Origin of the sequence: uncultured Pseudophaeobacter sp. (assembly GCA_905479575.1) — a bacterium.
Lineage (GTDB): Bacteria > Pseudomonadota > Alphaproteobacteria > Rhodobacterales > Rhodobacteraceae > Pseudophaeobacter.
On record CAJQNB010000079.1, the window covers coordinates 14680 to 28871 of the forward strand.

Sequence of the window (14192 nt, forward strand, 5' to 3'; positions counted from 1 at the left end):
CCATGGCACAGGCAAAAAAACGATCGCGTCTGGTGTTGATGCTGGGTGTTGGCGGGCTGCTCGCAGCGGCGCTGGTGGCCGCCTTTTGGCCCCGCCCCTTGATGGTGGATCTGCAAGAGGTCAGCCGCGGGGCGCTACAGATCTCCATTGACGAGGAAGGCCGCACCCGGGTGAGTGAACCCTATGTGGTTTCGACGCCGGTTGCCGGGCGGTTGCAGCGGGTTGAGGTCGACCCCGGTGACCCGGTGGTGCGCGGAGAGACGGTCATTGTGACGATGTTGCCGACCAACCCAGTGGCGCTGGATCTGCGAACCCGGGAGCAGGCGCAGGCAGCGGTGCGATCAGCAGAGGCGGCCCTACGCGGTGCCCATGCCGATCTGAGCGCCGCCGAAGCCAGCCGGGACCTGGCGCAGACCGAGTTGCAACGCACCGAGCAGTTGGCGCAACGCAATATTGCCAGTCCTGCAGCCTATGATCGGGCCAAACGCGGGTTTCGCATCTCCGAAGCCCAGGTGCAGATGGCCGAGGCGGCAATCGGCACTCGCGAAGCGGATCTTGCCAATGCCCAGGCGCAGCTTATTGGTTTTGAGGATCTGGGTCTTGGCGCCGCCCTGCGCGACAAGACCCAGGATGAAATCCCGCTGCATGCTCCGGCCACGGGGCGAATTTTGCAGGTCATGCATCAAAGCGCCACAACCCTGCCTGCGGGGGAGCCGATCATGGAGATCGGCGATATCGATGGGGATCTGGAAATTGTGGTGGATCTGATCTCATCGGATGCGGTGCAGGTTACACGCGGCGACCCGGTGTTGATCGAGGACTGGGGCGGGGCGGCCACCCTGCACGGAGAGGTCGCGCGGATTGATCCCTTTGGTATCACCAAGGTCTCGGCGCTGGGCGTGGAAGAGCAGCGGGTGCCGGTGGTGATCGCGCTGGCCTCTCCGGCAGAGGATCGCGCCGGGTTGGGGCATGGCTACCGGGTTGAAACACGGATCATTGTCTGGCGGGCAGAAGATGTACTGCGGGTGCCCTCCAGCGCCTTGTTCCGGGTGGGTGAGCGCTGGTCTGTTTTTGTCATGGTTGACGGGGTTGCCACCCAGCGCCAGATCGACATCAGCCACAACAATGGCATCCAGGCGCAGGTGGTCAGTGGATTGACCGAAGGCGAGCAGGTGGTGATTTACCCCTCTGCGGCCATCCAAAACGGTGCCGCGATTACCCGCCGCATTATCGAATAGGCAGCCGTACTGCGGTGAGGCCCGGAGAGGATTGTCGGAGCTCTGGAGCGGCGCCCTGTTAGGTGTTGTCCTCTATTCTGGATTTGATAAAGGGCGCCTGGTGCCAGGGCTCCGAGAGCCCCTCTGTTTTTCGGCAATGGCTGCCTGTTGTCAGTTGAGCCGTCGTCGAAACCTAGGGCTTCAAAATCACCTAAGGTCTGCGCCTGAAGACTGCGCAGGCAATCCGCCACATGGTCGCCCAAATCAAAGACGGGAATGATGACGGAGATTAGAGGCCGTGGTTTGGAGTGTGGCATTGGGTGGAGCAGTTTCTACAAAAATGGCCGGCGCGGGTGCACTAGTACATCACCAGGGGCTGCGCAGTCACTAACCCTAATTGCTGTGCGCTCTTCCAGGTCCTTGACTCGCTGGGGGGCGAAGCTGGCTCATGGGCTTGTTTGCTGAGCATTCTGAGGTCCGTCCCTGCTCTGGCGCTGTCTTGCGCAGGTTTGGTCTGCTGGTCATATTGGAGGGCGAAAAGGGGTAAACATGACAGAGCAACTGTTCTATGTGCTTGGCGGAATTGGCATGTTCCTGATGGGGATGAAGGTGATGACCGAGGCCCTGCGCGAAGCAGCCGGCACCGGGTTACAGGCCATCCTGACCAGATTTACCACCACTCCCTTTACCGGCGTCCTATCAGGCGGGCTGACCACCGCTGCGATCCAGTCTTCCAGTGCGACAACCGTGATGACGGTTGGCTTTGTCGGGGCGGGGTTATTGACCATGCCGCAGGCGCTTGGGGTGATTTACGGGGCCAATATCGGCACCACGGCGACGGGCTGGTTGGTGAGCCTGCTGGGCTTCAAGCTCAAACTGGGCACTGTGGCGATGGCGCTGCTGTTTCCGGCCAGCCTGCTGGACCTTTTGGCGCGGGGTGGTTGGGCACGAGCCGGGCGCATGTTGGCAGGGCTCTGCCTTTTGCTCATCGGCCTGGATCTGATGCAGGCAGGGATGAAGGATGCTGGCACTATCCTGCGCCCCGAGATGTTGCCGTCTGGATCAGTCCTTGGCCTGCTGGCGCTTGCTGCTCTGGGCGCAGGGCTGACGGTTGTCATGCAAAGCTCTTCGGCGGCCATGGCTCTGGCCCTGGTCATGATCCAAAGTGGTGCCATCAGCCTGACGCAGGCTGTGGCGATTGTGGCGGGGATGAATATCGGCACCACCTGCACCGCCTTGCTGGCCTCGCTGGGCGGGTCGCGGCCCATGCGGCAGACTGCGGTTGCCAATCTGCTTTTCAATGTGGCGACCAGCCTGATAGCGGTGCCTGTGTTGTTGTTTGGGTTGGGGGCGCTGCAGGAGCTGGCCGTGCGGACCAATCCCATGACCGCGATTTTGGTGTTTCATACCGGGTTTAATGTGGTTGGCGCGATGCTGTTCCTGCCGGTCACGGCGCAGTTTGCGCGGTTCATCACCTGGCTGATGCCAGAGACGCCTAAGACAAGATTGGTTGATCTGGACCGGGCCTTGCTGTCGGATCCGGTCACGGCGCTCTTGGCGGTGCAGGCCGCGCTGGAGCTGCTGGAACATCGGGTCTACGGGGCTATGGTCTCTGCACTGCAGGTGCCGGCGGATTATCGTGGGATTGCAGCGCTGTCTCCCTGTCGCGCTGCTCTGGCTGAGGTCGAGGCCTTCCTTGCGGATATTCGCCTGACGGCAGATCATGCAAGACAGGAGGTCGCGCTGTCCGCCTTGCTGCACCAGACCGACCATCTATTGCGGCTGCTGGAACGGTTGAGCCAGACCGGGCGGATATCGGTTCTGAAGGAGGATCCGCTGTTGCGACGTCCAGCCCTGATCACCGGGGCGGTGCTCCAGCGGCTGATCGAGGGGTGTTCCTCTGACGCCGAACAAGCCCGGTTGCAGCGGCTTTCGGTTTTGGTCAATCATCGCAAGGACCGACATCGCCGTGGGTTGCTGTTGGGAGAACACGCCGGGCTATTTGACCTGAACGAGGTGTTTTCCAACACTGATGCAATGCGTTGGCTGACCCGTTGCCTGCACCATCTCGAAAGGTTGGAACACTATCGTCAGGCCACCAGAGCGGCCCTGCCTGTCGCCAGAGCGATACCCTAGACAAATCTATCTGTTCAAAAAAGAAAAGAGGGCGTTTCCGCCCTCTTTTTTAGGTTCCCAATGGGGGCCAGCGGCAGCGCCCTCAGAGGCCCGCCACTGGCACTAGGATTACAGGCTGGCCTGCAGGGCCGCGACCACGGCGTCGCCCATTTCGCTGGTCGAAATCGGATCAACACCGTCTTCACCCAGCAGATCTGCGGTACGGGCACCGTCCGAGAGCACTGTTTCGATGGCTTTTTCCAGACGGTCGGCCTCGGCCCCCATGTCAAAGCTGTAGCGCAGCGCCATGGCAAAGCTGAGGATACAGGCGATCGGGTTTGCCTTGCCCTGGCCTGCGATGTCCGGGGCCGAGCCGTGCACCGGTTCGTACATCGCTTTGGGGCGGCCATTGGCCATCGGCGCGCCAAGGCTGGCCGAGGGCAACATGCCCAAGCTGCCGGTCAGCATCGCGGCGCAATCGGACAGTATGTCGCCAAACAGGTTGTCGGTCAGGATGACGTCGAACTGTTTTGGCGCTCGCACCAGCTGCATGGCGCCGTTATCGGCATACATGTGCGACAGCTCTACCTCGGGGTAGTCCTTGCCCACACGGGTGGCCACTTCGCGCCACAGGATGCCGCTCTCCATCACATTGGCCTTCTCCATCGAGCAGACCTTTTTGTTGCGGCGCATCGCCAGTTCAAAGGCCGAGCGGGCAGCGCGTTCGATCTCAGACTCGGTATAGCGCTGGGTGTTGATGCCGACGCGCTCGTTGCCTTCTTCAAAGATGCCGCGCGGCTCGCCAAAATAGACGCCCGAGGTCAGCTCGCGCAGGATCATGATGTCCAGGCCGGCCACGATGTCGCGCTTCAGCGAGGAAAAATCGGCCAGCGCGTCAAAGCACTGTGCGGGACGCAGGTTGGCATAGAGGTCCATTTCCTTGCGCAGGCGCAGCAGGCCCCGTTCGGGTTTGACCGAGAAGTCCAGATCGTCATAGGCCGGGCCGCCAACCGCACCGAGCAGAACCGCGTCCACCTCTTGTGCGCGGGCCATGGTTTCATCCGCCAGGGGGATGCCATGTTTGTCATAGGCGGCGCCGCCGACCAGATCTTCGCTCACATCGAACTGAATGTCGCGGGCTTCACCAAACCAGGTGATGACTTTACGAACCTCGGTCATGACCTCGGGGCCGATACCGTCGCCGGGCAGAATCAGAATCGATGGATTGGACATATGTGCCTCCTAAAAACAGTTGGCAACGGCCTACCCCTCTGGGGCCTCAGGGTCAACAACGGCCCCTGATTTCAAGGGCGAAGGCGGCGATTTACTGGCCATTTTCAGGCCTTTTGCCAACAGCGACCAGACCCGCCGGATGCGGGGCGTTTCCCGCATGGCGCTATGGGTGGTGAGCCAGACCGGCAGCGGTGGAATTTCGACGCCCAGATCCAGCTCTGCCACGGTGGTATCCGCGCGCGCCACATCGCTTTGGCAAAAGCCGATGCCGCATCCTGCCCGCACCAGTTGCCAGTAGGTCGCCTGATTGTCACAGCGCATGGCAAAGGTGCTGCGATCAACCTGCCATCCCATCGCCCGCATGGCGTTGAGGATCAGCGCGTTGTTGTCATAACCCACCAGCTCATGCTGCCACAGCTCTGCTGCGCTGCGGGGAGTGCCGCGTCGCGCCAAATATGTGTTGGCGGCAAAAATACCCAGCGGCAGATCGGCGATATGTTGGGTGATCACATCCAGCTGGCTGGGGCGATACATGCGCAGGGCAATGTCGGCGGCCCGGTACAACAGGTTTTCGCTTTCATCTGTTGGCACCAGTTCCAGCTCAATCCCCGGTTCCGCCTGGCGAATATCGGCCAGTATGGGGGGCAACAGGTAGTGGGAGGCAAAAACGCTGGCGGTGATGCGGACGGTGCCGGCCAGCTCTTCGGACTGGCCTGCAGCCTGAAGCGACAAACGATACATCTGGGCCTGCATTTCCCGCGCCATGGGCAGCAGCGCAGTCCCGGCCTGCGACAGGCGCAATCCGCGCGGGTGGCGATCAAACAGTTGCTGGTTGAGGCTGGCCTCCAGGCTTTGGATGTGGCGGCCCAGGGTGGGCTGGCTGCGGTCTAACTGCCGCGCCGCCGCCGAAAGCGAGCCGCAGTCGGCGACGGCCAGGAAGCTTTGGATGAGCGACCAATCGGTGAGCTGTGCATCATTCATGCATTAATGAATGGCAGATCTGAAAATTTTGGCAATGCCATATGTCAATTGAATAGGAGAGGCTTGGGCCAGTGTTCAGGATAGGAGAAGATTTGATGACACAGACAGCTCTCATACTCGGTGTTTCGGGCCGGTTTGGCCGCGCGGCGGCGGCTGCCTTTGAGCGGGCCGGATGGCAGGTGAAACGCTTTCAGCGCGGGGCGGAAAACCTGTCGCAGGTCGCTGTCGGGGTCGATGTGATCGTGAACAGCTGGAACCCGGCCTATCCGGATTGGGCAAAACAGGTGCCAAGCCTACACCGTCAGGTGATTAGGGCCGCTGAAATGAGTGGCGCGACGGTCATTCTGCCCGGTAATGTCTATGTTTTTGGTCCCCAAACCCCGTTTCCATGGTCCGAGCAGAGCCCCCATGCGGCGCAAAACCCGCTGGGACGTATCCGGGTGGAGATGGAGGCGGCCTATCGTGCCTCCAAGGCGCGGGTGATCGTGCTGCGCTCGGGGGACTATCTGGATACCGAGGCGTCGGGGAATTGGTTTGATGCGATGATCACAGCCAAGCTGGGTAAGGGCAAATTCATCTACCCAGGGCTGGCGGATATTCCTCATGCCTGGGGCTATCTGCCGGACAAGGCCCGGGCTGCGGTGGGGCTGGCTGAAAAACGCGCTGCGCTGCCGCGCTTTGTGGATGTTCCCTTTGCGGGCTATACCCTCACCGGGCATGAGCTGCTGGCGGCAATAAACGCGCATCTGCACCAGCCGGCCAAACTGAGCCAGATGTCCTGGCTTCCCCTGCAACTGGCCCGCCCGTTCTGGCCATTGGGGCGCTGCCTGTTGGAGATGCGGTATCTGTGGGATACCCCCCATAGCCTGAGCGGGGATCTGCTACAGCAGCTCTTGCCCGATTTTCAGGTGACCCCGGTGGCACAGGCTTTGCCACATTGCTTGCCCGAGGCGCTGTTGATCCCTCAAACGGGCAGAGGGCTGAAGGCAGAGGGAAGCGGCGGCTTAGCAGCCTAGTCGAGGAGGATATCCAGCCAAACCAGCCTGTGGCGGCTGGCAATTGCGGCGGCGGAGGTGGCGCTGTCAGGCCAGATCACCCCGGAGGCCGCAACGTGCCAGTCCTGCGAGGGCAGCAGGTAGTCCACCCGCATGCGGCGGCCTTCGCCCCAATCCACGGTCTGAGCTCCCCCCTGCGGTGACAGGGGGCGCGGATCCTGTAGCCTGGGGTCCTGTAATAGTCTGGCGATGGTTTCGCGTCGGCCCGCGCCAGTGTCCGGGTCCAGGTTTGCACCACCAGCAATAACAAACCGTTGGGTTGGTGGGCGCGCGAATTCTGCCGGGAGCTGCCCGTCAAGAAGCCCGTCCAGAAAGACCTGCCAAAGGCGGATCTCATCGGCATTGCGCAACCCGTTGCGGTCTTCGATGCCGTCGAACACCGGCGGCGCGGCCTGAAAACACAACAGTGTCAGTCGGGAGCCGTTTGCCAGCTCCACCGGCAAGACCCAATGGGCGGTAGAGGACAGGCGTTGAATAGCTTGGGCGGGCTTTGACGGAAAGGGGCTGCCATCCGGGTGCTGGGGCAGGGCGGCGCCGGGGATGTCGCGCCACACCAGCGGGCTAAGGTCAAGCAGCTCCTCTACCACCAGCGGGTAGCGCGACAATACCGCTATGCCACCGCGCCCGGTGTAGTCACCAAAGCCCTGTGAATCGCCGGGGCCACCCAGGCGGCCATCACCATCCAGATCAAGATCAGTGGCAAGGCCCGCATTGGGCTGACCCGCAAAGATATGCGGGTAAGTCGCGCCTTCCTGCTCCAGCTGCCGCGCCAGCGCCTTGAGCGCCAGATTGTCGTGGTCCCAGTCAAGACCCTGCAACACCAGGATATCAGGCTGTGCCTCGGTGATGACGGTGATCACCGCAGCAATTTGCGCGTCCTCACCGCGGGTAATATCGCGCAGCAGCAGGCCCGGCCCCTTGCGGGACAGCTCAGTATTGAATGTAGCGATGCGTAGGGTTTCCGCCTGCGCCAATAGCGGGGGGGCGAGGCAGGCGAACAGCACTGAAAACAGCACAGGAGTACGCGGCAACATGGAGAGATATCTCCACATCACCCAAGGCATCATACAGCCTGGAGGGTTTCGGCATGGGCGTAGACGGCCCGTCTTTTCTGCGCGATCAAATCGGCGACCCGCAGCATCGCCAGCCCGCGCATGATCATCGAGGCCGGGACAAAGGCCCAGGCCGTTATCACCCAAACCAACATCTGAGGGGAGGTGAGCTGGCTGACATCTATCAGGCCGGACATGAGTTTGATCATGGCGGGAATGGCAAAGGGCAGCAACACCCCGATGACGATATTGATACGGCCATCCCGCTGCAGCCGGCTGACAACATCGCCACCGGTGGTGGGATCAAACAGCGGTAGGTTCACCCAGACATTAAAGGCGCCATTGGCGACAGGCCAGTTGCCGATCCGTATGGCGATAATAAAGCCCAGGGTCGCCAGTGCCGAGACAAGATAGGCGATGCCGGCAGCGCTCCGGGTTAGCTGAAGGCTTTCGCTGGGGGTGTCCAGTGGCAGCATCAAAACCGTCAATTGCACTGGAGAGTAGGCAAAATCCAGGGCCTCGCCCAGCTGCGTTCCCAGGCTCTGCACCAGCGCGGTAAGACCGGTTGGGTCCAGCGGATGACGCGTCAGCAGGCTGAGCAGACCGACCATAACAAAGGCCGCGATAAACCGCATTCGGTTCAGCGGTGGCGCCTCGCGAAATTCGACAAAGCTGGGATAGTTGGAGAAATACTCGGCAAAGGTCAACGCTCCGCCAAGGATCGCCATCAGGACGATGATCTCTGGAGATTCTGTGGCAGAAACCGGCAGTAACATCGATGGCATTGCGATCAGCAATGCAACCAATACACTACGAGTTGCCGCGCCTGATATGCGAGCAATCACTGCTTTTTTTCCCTTCAAACTGGACTGGACGGTACTTTGCCGTGCCCTTGTTCCAACTTGATGCATCCTGGACTGCCCAGAATGCGCGCCTCAATTTTGCCCCATTTCTGCATGGATTGGCTGCCGGGCTCAAGTTTCCAATTGCGGAAGTTTGATTTTCCTTAAGAAAGCTATGGGGGCTGATGCCCGAATGCATCAATTTTGGCCAAACCTATCAGCAACTTGTCCAGCTTATACCAGATCTTGTGGTTGCAGGGCGTTAGACCCCCAGTCCGATTTGAAGCTGGATTGGGCAAGGCCAAGGGGGTGGGAATGTGGCGCATTTGTGGCACATTTGTCTTAATTTGCACTCAAATGGTGTGGCCACAGCTTTTGGTGGCTGGGCTTTGCTCCCCAAAAGTGGCTGCCCGGATGAATACAGCCGCCCCAGAGTTCTGGAGCGGCTGTATTCAATTTCGATCTGCACGCGGCCCTAAAGGCACGCAGCGCTGGAAGCGCGGTGGTTAGACCCAGGGACGTTCCTGCGCCATCTTGTCTTCGTAGGTGTGAACCGCGCTTTGCTTTTGCAGGGTCTGGCCGATGTCATCCAGCCCTTCCAGCAGGCATTGCTTCTTAAAGCTATCAACCTCGAACTTGATCACTTCCCCGTCCGAGGTGGTGATTTCCTGGGCCTCAAGATCCACGGTCATGCGGGCGTTTGCGCCCTTTTCCGCGTCCTTCATCAACAGGTCGACCTGCTCTTGTGGCAGAACAACCGGCAGGATGCCGTTCTTGAAGCAGTTGTTGAAGAAGATGTCGGCAAAGGAGGTGGAGACCACACATTTGATGCCAAAATCGGCAATCGCCCAAGGCGCGTGTTCCCGCGAGGAGCCACAGCCAAAGTTGTCGCCAGCCACCAGGATCTCGGCGTTGCGATACTGGGGTTTGTTCAGCACAAAATCAGCAATTTCGCTGCCGTCGCGATTATAGCGCATCTCGTCGAACAGGTTCTTGCCAAAGCCCGTCCGTGCAATCGACTTCAGGAACACCTTGGGGATGATCATGTCAGTGTCGATGTTGACCAGGGGCATAGGGGCGGCGATGCCGGTGAGTTTTTGAAACTTATCCATCTGTCTCGCTCCTTCAGATCAAATCACGGATGTCGGTCAGCTTGCCGGTGAGGGCAGCTGCGGCGGCCATGGCCGGCGACACCAGATGGGTGCGGCCCTTGTAGCCCTGACGTCCCTCAAAGTTGCGGTTCGAAGTCGCGGCGCAGCGCTCACCTTCGGACAGCTGATCGGGGTTCATCGCCAGACACATGGAACAGCCCGCAAGACGCCATTCAAAACCTGCCTCGCGGAAGATATCCGCCAGACCTTCTTCTTCGGCCTGGGCGCGAACCAGGCCAGAGCCGGGAACGATCATGGCCCGCATGCCGTCTTTGATCTTCTTGCCTTTGACCACTTCGGCCACGGCGCGGAAATCTTCGATGCGGCCATTGGTGCAGGAACCGATAAAAACGGTGTCGATCTCGATGTCGGTCAGTTTCTGACCGGGGGTCAGACCCATGTATTCGATCGAACGGCGCGCGGCCTCAACCTTGCCACCCTCAAAATCTTCGGGGTTAGGCACCACACCAGTGATCGGCAGCACATCCTCGGGCGAGGTGCCCCAGGTCACAACCGGCTGGATGTCTTCGCCGCGCAGGGTGACAACCTTGTCAAAATGCGCGCCCTCATCGGTGTAGAGCGTCTTCCACCAGTTCAGCGCGGCTTCCCACTGGGCGCCCTTGGGGGCGTGGGGGCGACCGTTGACATAGGCGTAGGTGGTTTCATCCGGTGCAATCAGTCCGGCGCGGGCGCCGCCTTCGATTGCCATGTTGCAGACGGTCATGCGACCTTCCATCGACAGATCACGGATCGCCTCGCCACAATACTCGATGACATAGCCGGTACCGCCGCCGGTGCCGGTTTCACCGATCACCGCCAGGGTGATGTCCTTGGCAGTGACGCCAGGGTTGAGCTTGCCGGTGATCTCAACCTTCATGTTCAGGGATTTTTTCTGAATCAAGGTCTGGGTGGCCAGCACGTGCTCCACCTCGGAGGTGCCGATACCATGGGCCAGGGCGCCAAAGGCACCGTGGGTGGCAGTGTGGCTGTCGCCGCAGACTACGGTCATACCGGGCAGGGTCCAGCCCTGTTCCGGGCCGACGATGTGCACGATACCCTGGCGCACGTCAGAGACCGGATAGTAGTGCACGCCAAATTCGCGGGCGTTCTTGTCGAGCGCCTCGACCTGGATGCGGCTTTCGGGCGTCATTTGCGAAGGATCATCGCGGCCCTCAGTGGTGGGGACGTTGTGATCCGGCACTGCAATCGTTTTGTCCGGCGCATGCACAGTGCGGCCGGCCAGGCGCAGACCTTCAAAGGCCTGCGGGCTGGTCACTTCGTGGACCAGGTGGCGGTCAATATAAAGAAGGCAGGTGCCGTCCTCTGCTTCATGCGCAACATGCGCATCCCAGATCTTGTCATAGAGCGTTTTGGGGGACATGTGTCCTCTCCCGTATATTCAATTGTGAGTAGCTGGCGTAGGGCGTGGGCTGCCGATTATAGGCGCGCCAGGACCGTGCGGGCGGCACCATAGAATCGCTCGCGCAGGCGGGCGCGATCTTGCAACTCAATAGTCTGGGCCAATACGAGGGTCATGTGCGTCAGATACAGGGGGGCGGGCAGGCGATCAAGGGCTGGCTTGGCCAGAACGCCGTAATCTGGGCAAACTTTCCTTTGAATCCTTGTAAATATGATGTGTTCCCTCTTTCGGTGCGGCGGCAGATCAGGCAGAGAGTGTCGATGATTCGAGCCCCGTTGCCGCATTTATTGAAATGTGGCGCGGGAATTGCTATTTTTAGCATATCCCCAGCGCCGGGGGAGGGTCGGCGCGCCTTATGGAGGACAGTGTTCTGTCGACCGAACCTCAAGCGGCTGTTGCCGCTGCTAGCGAGGCAGCCGAGGGTGCTGCCAAGAGCCGCCCATCCAATGTTGTATTGTTGGAGCGGATCCTGAGCTCTCTGGATGAAGATAAAGCCGAAGAGGTTGTGCAGATTGATTTGCGCGGCAAGACGGCGATCGCCGATTTCATGGTCATTGCGACGGGTCGTTCGAGCCGTCAGGTGGCAGGGATTGCGGAAAAGCTGACCGATCGCCTGAAGCAGGAATATGGTATTCTCAGCAAGGTCGAAGGTCGCGACACCGGCGATTGGGTCTTGATTGATACCGGCGATGTGATTGTGCATCTGTTCCGCCCGGAAGTGCGCGAGTTCTACCAGATCGAAAAGCTCTGGCAGCCCGGCGTGACCCCTGGTCAGGATGGCGCCTAAGCTGCGGTTTTGACACTGGAGGTGGCGCCCTGTTTGGGTGCCGTCTCTGCTGTGTCTAGCGCGACAGGTCGCTTTATGCCGTAATTCCCAGCGAGGGCCCTTCCGATGCGTATACATATCTGCGCGGTTGGACGTCTGCGCGCTGGGCCTGAAAAGACCCTCATCGACGACTATCTCACACGGTTTGACCGCACCGGGCGGGCGCTGGGGCTGGGGCCGGCCCGCATCGTTGAGGTCGAAGATAAGAAAAACGCCGGCATGGGCGCCGAGGCGGGTTTGCTGCGCAAGGCCCTGCCCAAGGGGGCGGTGATCTGCACCCTGGATGAGCGGGGCAAGCTGCTCAGCTCGCCCGATTTTGCCGACCGTCTGGGCAGCTGGCGCGATTCCGGGCGCCAGGATCTGGCGCTGATCATTGGCGGCGCGGACGGCATTGATCCCAGTCTGCGCGCCGAGGCGGATTTCTCACTGTCATTTGGGAAAATGGTCTGGCCGCATATGCTGGTGCGGGTGATGCTGGCCGAGCAGATTTACCGCGCCGCCACCATCCTGTCAGGCAGCCCCTATCACCGAAGCTGAGCGCGCACAGGCGCGCCGGGACCAGCCCGGCCGCGCCTCGCCGTCTTGTTTAGTCTTCCGCGGGTTCAATCATTTCCATGCGGGTGGCATGGCGACCGCCTTCAAATTCTGCGGACAGGAAGGCGTCGACGATATCCAGCGCCAGGCCTTTTCCCACAACCCGCGCACCGATTGACAGCATATTGGCGTCATTGTGTTGGCGGATCATGCGGGCGGAAAACGTATCGGTGCAGACGCCACAGCGGATGCCTTTGACCTTGTTTGCGGCCATCATGATGCCCTGACCGGTGCCACAGACGATAACACCCAGATCACAGTCACCCGAGGCCACGCGCTCGGCGGCTTCGCGCCCGTGCTTGGGGTAATCTGTGCTGTCCGATGTGGTGGGGCCGATATCAATGACTTCCCAGCCTTGGCTTGCGATGTGATCGGCAATGGTCTGGCGAAGCTGAATGTCGGCGTGATCGCTGGAAAGAACGACGCGTTTTGAGGCTGTCATGGCAGGGGTGTCCCGTAGCAAAGGAGGAGGTGGCGAATTGCCAGACCTGTGTCACAAGATGCCCCTTTCTGCAAGGACGAGGCGGGTGTTGCTGTTGGACAAAGGGCTGCAGGTGTTACTTGAGGTCAACCACAAACAGCGCGTCTGCCCAGCCATCGACCAGGCAGCGCGCCTGTATTTGGACCTGGGTCGTGCCCGTAGGGATCACCACGCCGGACAGGGAACTGGTAAAGGGCTGTTCCTGGACATGGGGGTGGGCCAGCACTCGCAGCCCCAGCTCATTGCCCTGCATATCCAGCACCCGCCAGCCATCGGCATAGTGGTCCCAGCCGGTATCCGGGTGGGACAGGGTGACATCAAAGCGCCATGTGGTGCCAGAGGGCACTGCAGTGACCGCTTCGATTTTTGGGGCGTCGGCCAGAGCGGGCAGCGCCATGAAGGCAAGCAGGAGGGAGAAGAGAGGGCGTTGCATGGATATACCCTAGCCTTTCTGCGGTGGTGGTACAGTCACGAAGGCGTGTCTGCCTGCTTGGTTTATCCGCTGTGACAACTTCGTGCTTGCTTGAATGGGGTAATTGGTAATATTACTTTACCAGATGTCGCGCCGCCAAAGGAGAGCCCCATGGAGATGCCTGTCCCCAATTCCACCATTCTGGCCCGCAAGGCGCATCTTGCTGCCCGTTTGGCAGCGGTGCTGCCAAGTGATGCGGTGATCCAGGATGAAATGGAAACGCGCGCCTATGAGTGCGACGGCTTGGCTGCCTATCGCTGCCCGCCGTTGCTGGCTGTCTTGCCGCGCACCACGCAGGAGGTCTCGGATATCCTGCGGATCTGCCATGAAGAGGGCGTGCCAGTGGTGCCGCGCGGGGCAGGCACCTCGCTGGCGGGGGGCGCTTTGCCGACGGCCGACAGCGTGATCCTGGGCGTGGCGCGGATGAACGGTGTGCTGGAAACCGATTACGACAACCGGTTCATCCGGGTTCAGGCGGGGCGCACCAATCTGAGCGTGACCGGTGCGGTCGAGGCGGACGGGTTTTTCTATGCGCCCGATCCGTCGTCGCAGCTGGCCTGTGCGATCGCGGGCAACATCGCGATGAACTCGGGCGGGGCGCATTGCCTGAAATACGGCGTGACCACCAATAACCTGATGGGCGTCACCATGGTGCTGATGGATGGCACAATTACCGAAATCGGCGGTGCATTCCTGGACGCCGAAGGCCTTGATCTCTTGGGCTTGATCTGCGGATCCGAAGGGCAGCTTGGC

At 60.7% G+C, this 14192-nt stretch carries 15 protein-coding genes; 6 read left to right on the forward strand and 9 right to left on the reverse strand.

Annotated features, from left to right (window positions below):
- The first annotated feature begins 2 nt into the window (after positions 1–2).
- Positions 3–1238, forward strand: a complete 1236-nt coding sequence (locus QZ268_RS18395; RefSeq protein WP_295455419.1) for an HlyD family efflux transporter periplasmic adaptor subunit — start codon at positions 3–5, stop codon at positions 1236–1238.
- Here the strand turns inward: QZ268_RS18395 and QZ268_RS20235 are convergent.
- Positions 1181–1534: a glycosyltransferase gene (locus QZ268_RS20235; RefSeq protein ID WP_365322867.1), complete on the reverse strand. Its 354-nt coding sequence runs from the start codon at positions 1532–1534 to the stop codon at positions 1181–1183. The two genes, QZ268_RS18395 and QZ268_RS20235, sit on opposite strands and share 58 nt — an antisense overlap.
- Before the next feature lie 232 nt (positions 1535–1766).
- On the opposite strand from QZ268_RS20235, the gene QZ268_RS18400 reads away from it, so the two are divergent.
- Positions 1767–3353: a Na/Pi symporter gene (locus tag QZ268_RS18400; RefSeq protein WP_295455421.1), complete on the forward strand. Its 1587-nt coding sequence runs from the start codon at positions 1767–1769 to the stop codon at positions 3351–3353.
- 108 nt (positions 3354–3461) lie between these two features.
- Here QZ268_RS18400 and leuB read toward each other — a convergent pair whose 3' ends face one another.
- Together leuB and QZ268_RS18410 are read right to left on the reverse strand one after the other, a co-directional pair.
- Positions 3462–4565: a 3-isopropylmalate dehydrogenase gene (leuB, locus tag QZ268_RS18405; RefSeq protein ID WP_295455423.1), complete on the reverse strand. Its 1104-nt coding sequence runs from the start codon at positions 4563–4565 to the stop codon at positions 3462–3464.
- Positions 4566–4595: 30 nt separating this feature from the next.
- On the reverse strand, positions 4596–5546 hold the full coding sequence (locus QZ268_RS18410) for a LysR family transcriptional regulator (RefSeq protein WP_295455425.1): 951 nt from the start codon (positions 5544–5546) through the stop codon (positions 4596–4598).
- Positions 5547–5641: 95 nt separating this feature from the next.
- Here QZ268_RS18410 and QZ268_RS18415 point away from each other — a divergent pair, with 95 nt between their 5' ends.
- The gene (locus QZ268_RS18415; RefSeq protein ID WP_295455427.1) at positions 5642–6562 is read left to right on the forward strand and encodes a sugar nucleotide-binding protein; all 921 of its coding nucleotides are present in this window, start codon (positions 5642–5644) and stop codon (positions 6560–6562) included.
- Here the strand turns inward: QZ268_RS18415 and QZ268_RS18420 are convergent.
- The 4 genes from QZ268_RS18420 to leuC form a co-directional block, all read right to left on the reverse strand.
- A complete protein-coding gene (locus tag QZ268_RS18420) occupies positions 6559–7635 on the reverse strand; it encodes an endonuclease/exonuclease/phosphatase family protein (protein WP_295455429.1) in 1077 nt (358 codons plus the stop codon). The two genes, QZ268_RS18415 and QZ268_RS18420, sit on opposite strands and share 4 nt — an antisense overlap.
- Positions 7636–7664: 29 nt before the next feature.
- Positions 7665–8498: a hypothetical protein gene (locus QZ268_RS18425; RefSeq protein WP_295455430.1), complete on the reverse strand. Its 834-nt coding sequence runs from the start codon at positions 8496–8498 to the stop codon at positions 7665–7667.
- Positions 8499–9001: 503 nt separating this feature from the next.
- Complete coding sequence (gene leuD, locus QZ268_RS18430) at positions 9002–9607, reverse strand: 3-isopropylmalate dehydratase small subunit (protein ID WP_295455432.1); 606 nt, start codon at positions 9605–9607, stop codon at positions 9002–9004.
- A gap of 13 nt (positions 9608–9620) precedes the next feature.
- Complete coding sequence (gene leuC, locus QZ268_RS18435; protein ID WP_295455434.1) at positions 9621–11027, reverse strand: 3-isopropylmalate dehydratase large subunit; 1407 nt, start codon at positions 11025–11027, stop codon at positions 9621–9623.
- Between the two features lie 394 nt (positions 11028–11421).
- Here leuC and rsfS point away from each other — a divergent pair, with 394 nt between their 5' ends.
- A complete protein-coding gene (rsfS, locus tag QZ268_RS18440; protein WP_295455436.1) occupies positions 11422–11853 on the forward strand; it encodes a ribosome silencing factor in 432 nt (143 codons plus the stop codon).
- A 105-nt stretch (positions 11854–11958) separates the two neighbouring features.
- Complete coding sequence (gene rlmH, locus QZ268_RS18445) at positions 11959–12429, forward strand: 23S rRNA (pseudouridine(1915)-N(3))-methyltransferase RlmH (protein ID WP_295455438.1); 471 nt, start codon at positions 11959–11961, stop codon at positions 12427–12429.
- 49 nt (positions 12430–12478) lie between these two features.
- Here the strand turns inward: rlmH and rpiB are convergent, their stop codons facing one another.
- Positions 12479–12928 carry a ribose 5-phosphate isomerase B gene (rpiB, locus tag QZ268_RS18450; RefSeq protein ID WP_295455439.1) on the reverse strand — a complete coding sequence of 150 codons (450 nt, stop codon included), beginning with the start codon at positions 12926–12928 and terminating at the stop codon, positions 12479–12481.
- Between the two features lie 115 nt (positions 12929–13043).
- On the reverse strand, positions 13044–13400 hold the full coding sequence (locus QZ268_RS18455; RefSeq protein ID WP_295455441.1) for a hypothetical protein: 357 nt from the start codon (positions 13398–13400) through the stop codon (positions 13044–13046).
- Between the two features lie 150 nt (positions 13401–13550).
- Between QZ268_RS18455 and QZ268_RS18460 the strand changes: the two genes are divergently transcribed.
- On the forward strand, positions 13551–14192 hold a 642-nt coding region (locus tag QZ268_RS18460; protein WP_295455443.1), incomplete at its 3' end, for an FAD-binding protein.

Bases quoted from the DNA above. Each gene is read 5' to 3' on its own strand.
- QZ268_RS18455 (WP_295455441.1), bottom strand. From the start codon at position 13,400: ATGCAACGCCCTCTCTTCTCCCTCCTGCTTGCCTTCATGGCGCTGCCC.
- QZ268_RS18415 (WP_295455427.1), top strand. From the start codon at position 5,642: ATGACACAGACAGCTCTCATACTCGGTGTTTCGGGCCGGTTTGGCCGC.
- rlmH (WP_295455438.1), top strand. From the start codon at position 11,959: ATGCGTATACATATCTGCGCGGTTGGACGTCTGCGCGCTGGGCCTGAA.
- leuC (WP_295455434.1), bottom strand. From the start codon at position 11,027: ATGTCCCCCAAAACGCTCTATGACAAGATCTGGGATGCGCATGTTGCG.
- QZ268_RS20235 (WP_365322867.1), bottom strand. From the start codon at position 1,534: ATGCCACACTCCAAACCACGGCCTCTAATCTCCGTCATCATTCCCGTC.
- QZ268_RS18420 (WP_295455429.1), bottom strand. From the start codon at position 7,635: ATGTTGCCGCGTACTCCTGTGCTGTTTTCAGTGCTGTTCGCCTGCCTC.
- QZ268_RS18400 (WP_295455421.1), top strand. From the start codon at position 1,767: ATGACAGAGCAACTGTTCTATGTGCTTGGCGGAATTGGCATGTTCCTG.
- rsfS (WP_295455436.1), top strand. From the start codon at position 11,422: ATGGAGGACAGTGTTCTGTCGACCGAACCTCAAGCGGCTGTTGCCGCT.
- leuD (WP_295455432.1), bottom strand. From the start codon at position 9,607: ATGGATAAGTTTCAAAAACTCACCGGCATCGCCGCCCCTATGCCCCTG.
- QZ268_RS18395 (WP_295455419.1), top strand. From the start codon at position 3: ATGGCACAGGCAAAAAAACGATCGCGTCTGGTGTTGATGCTGGGTGTT.
- rpiB (WP_295455439.1), bottom strand. From the start codon at position 12,928: ATGACAGCCTCAAAACGCGTCGTTCTTTCCAGCGATCACGCCGACATT.
- QZ268_RS18410 (WP_295455425.1), bottom strand. From the start codon at position 5,546: ATGAATGATGCACAGCTCACCGATTGGTCGCTCATCCAAAGCTTCCTG.
- leuB (WP_295455423.1), bottom strand. From the start codon at position 4,565: ATGTCCAATCCATCGATTCTGATTCTGCCCGGCGACGGTATCGGCCCC.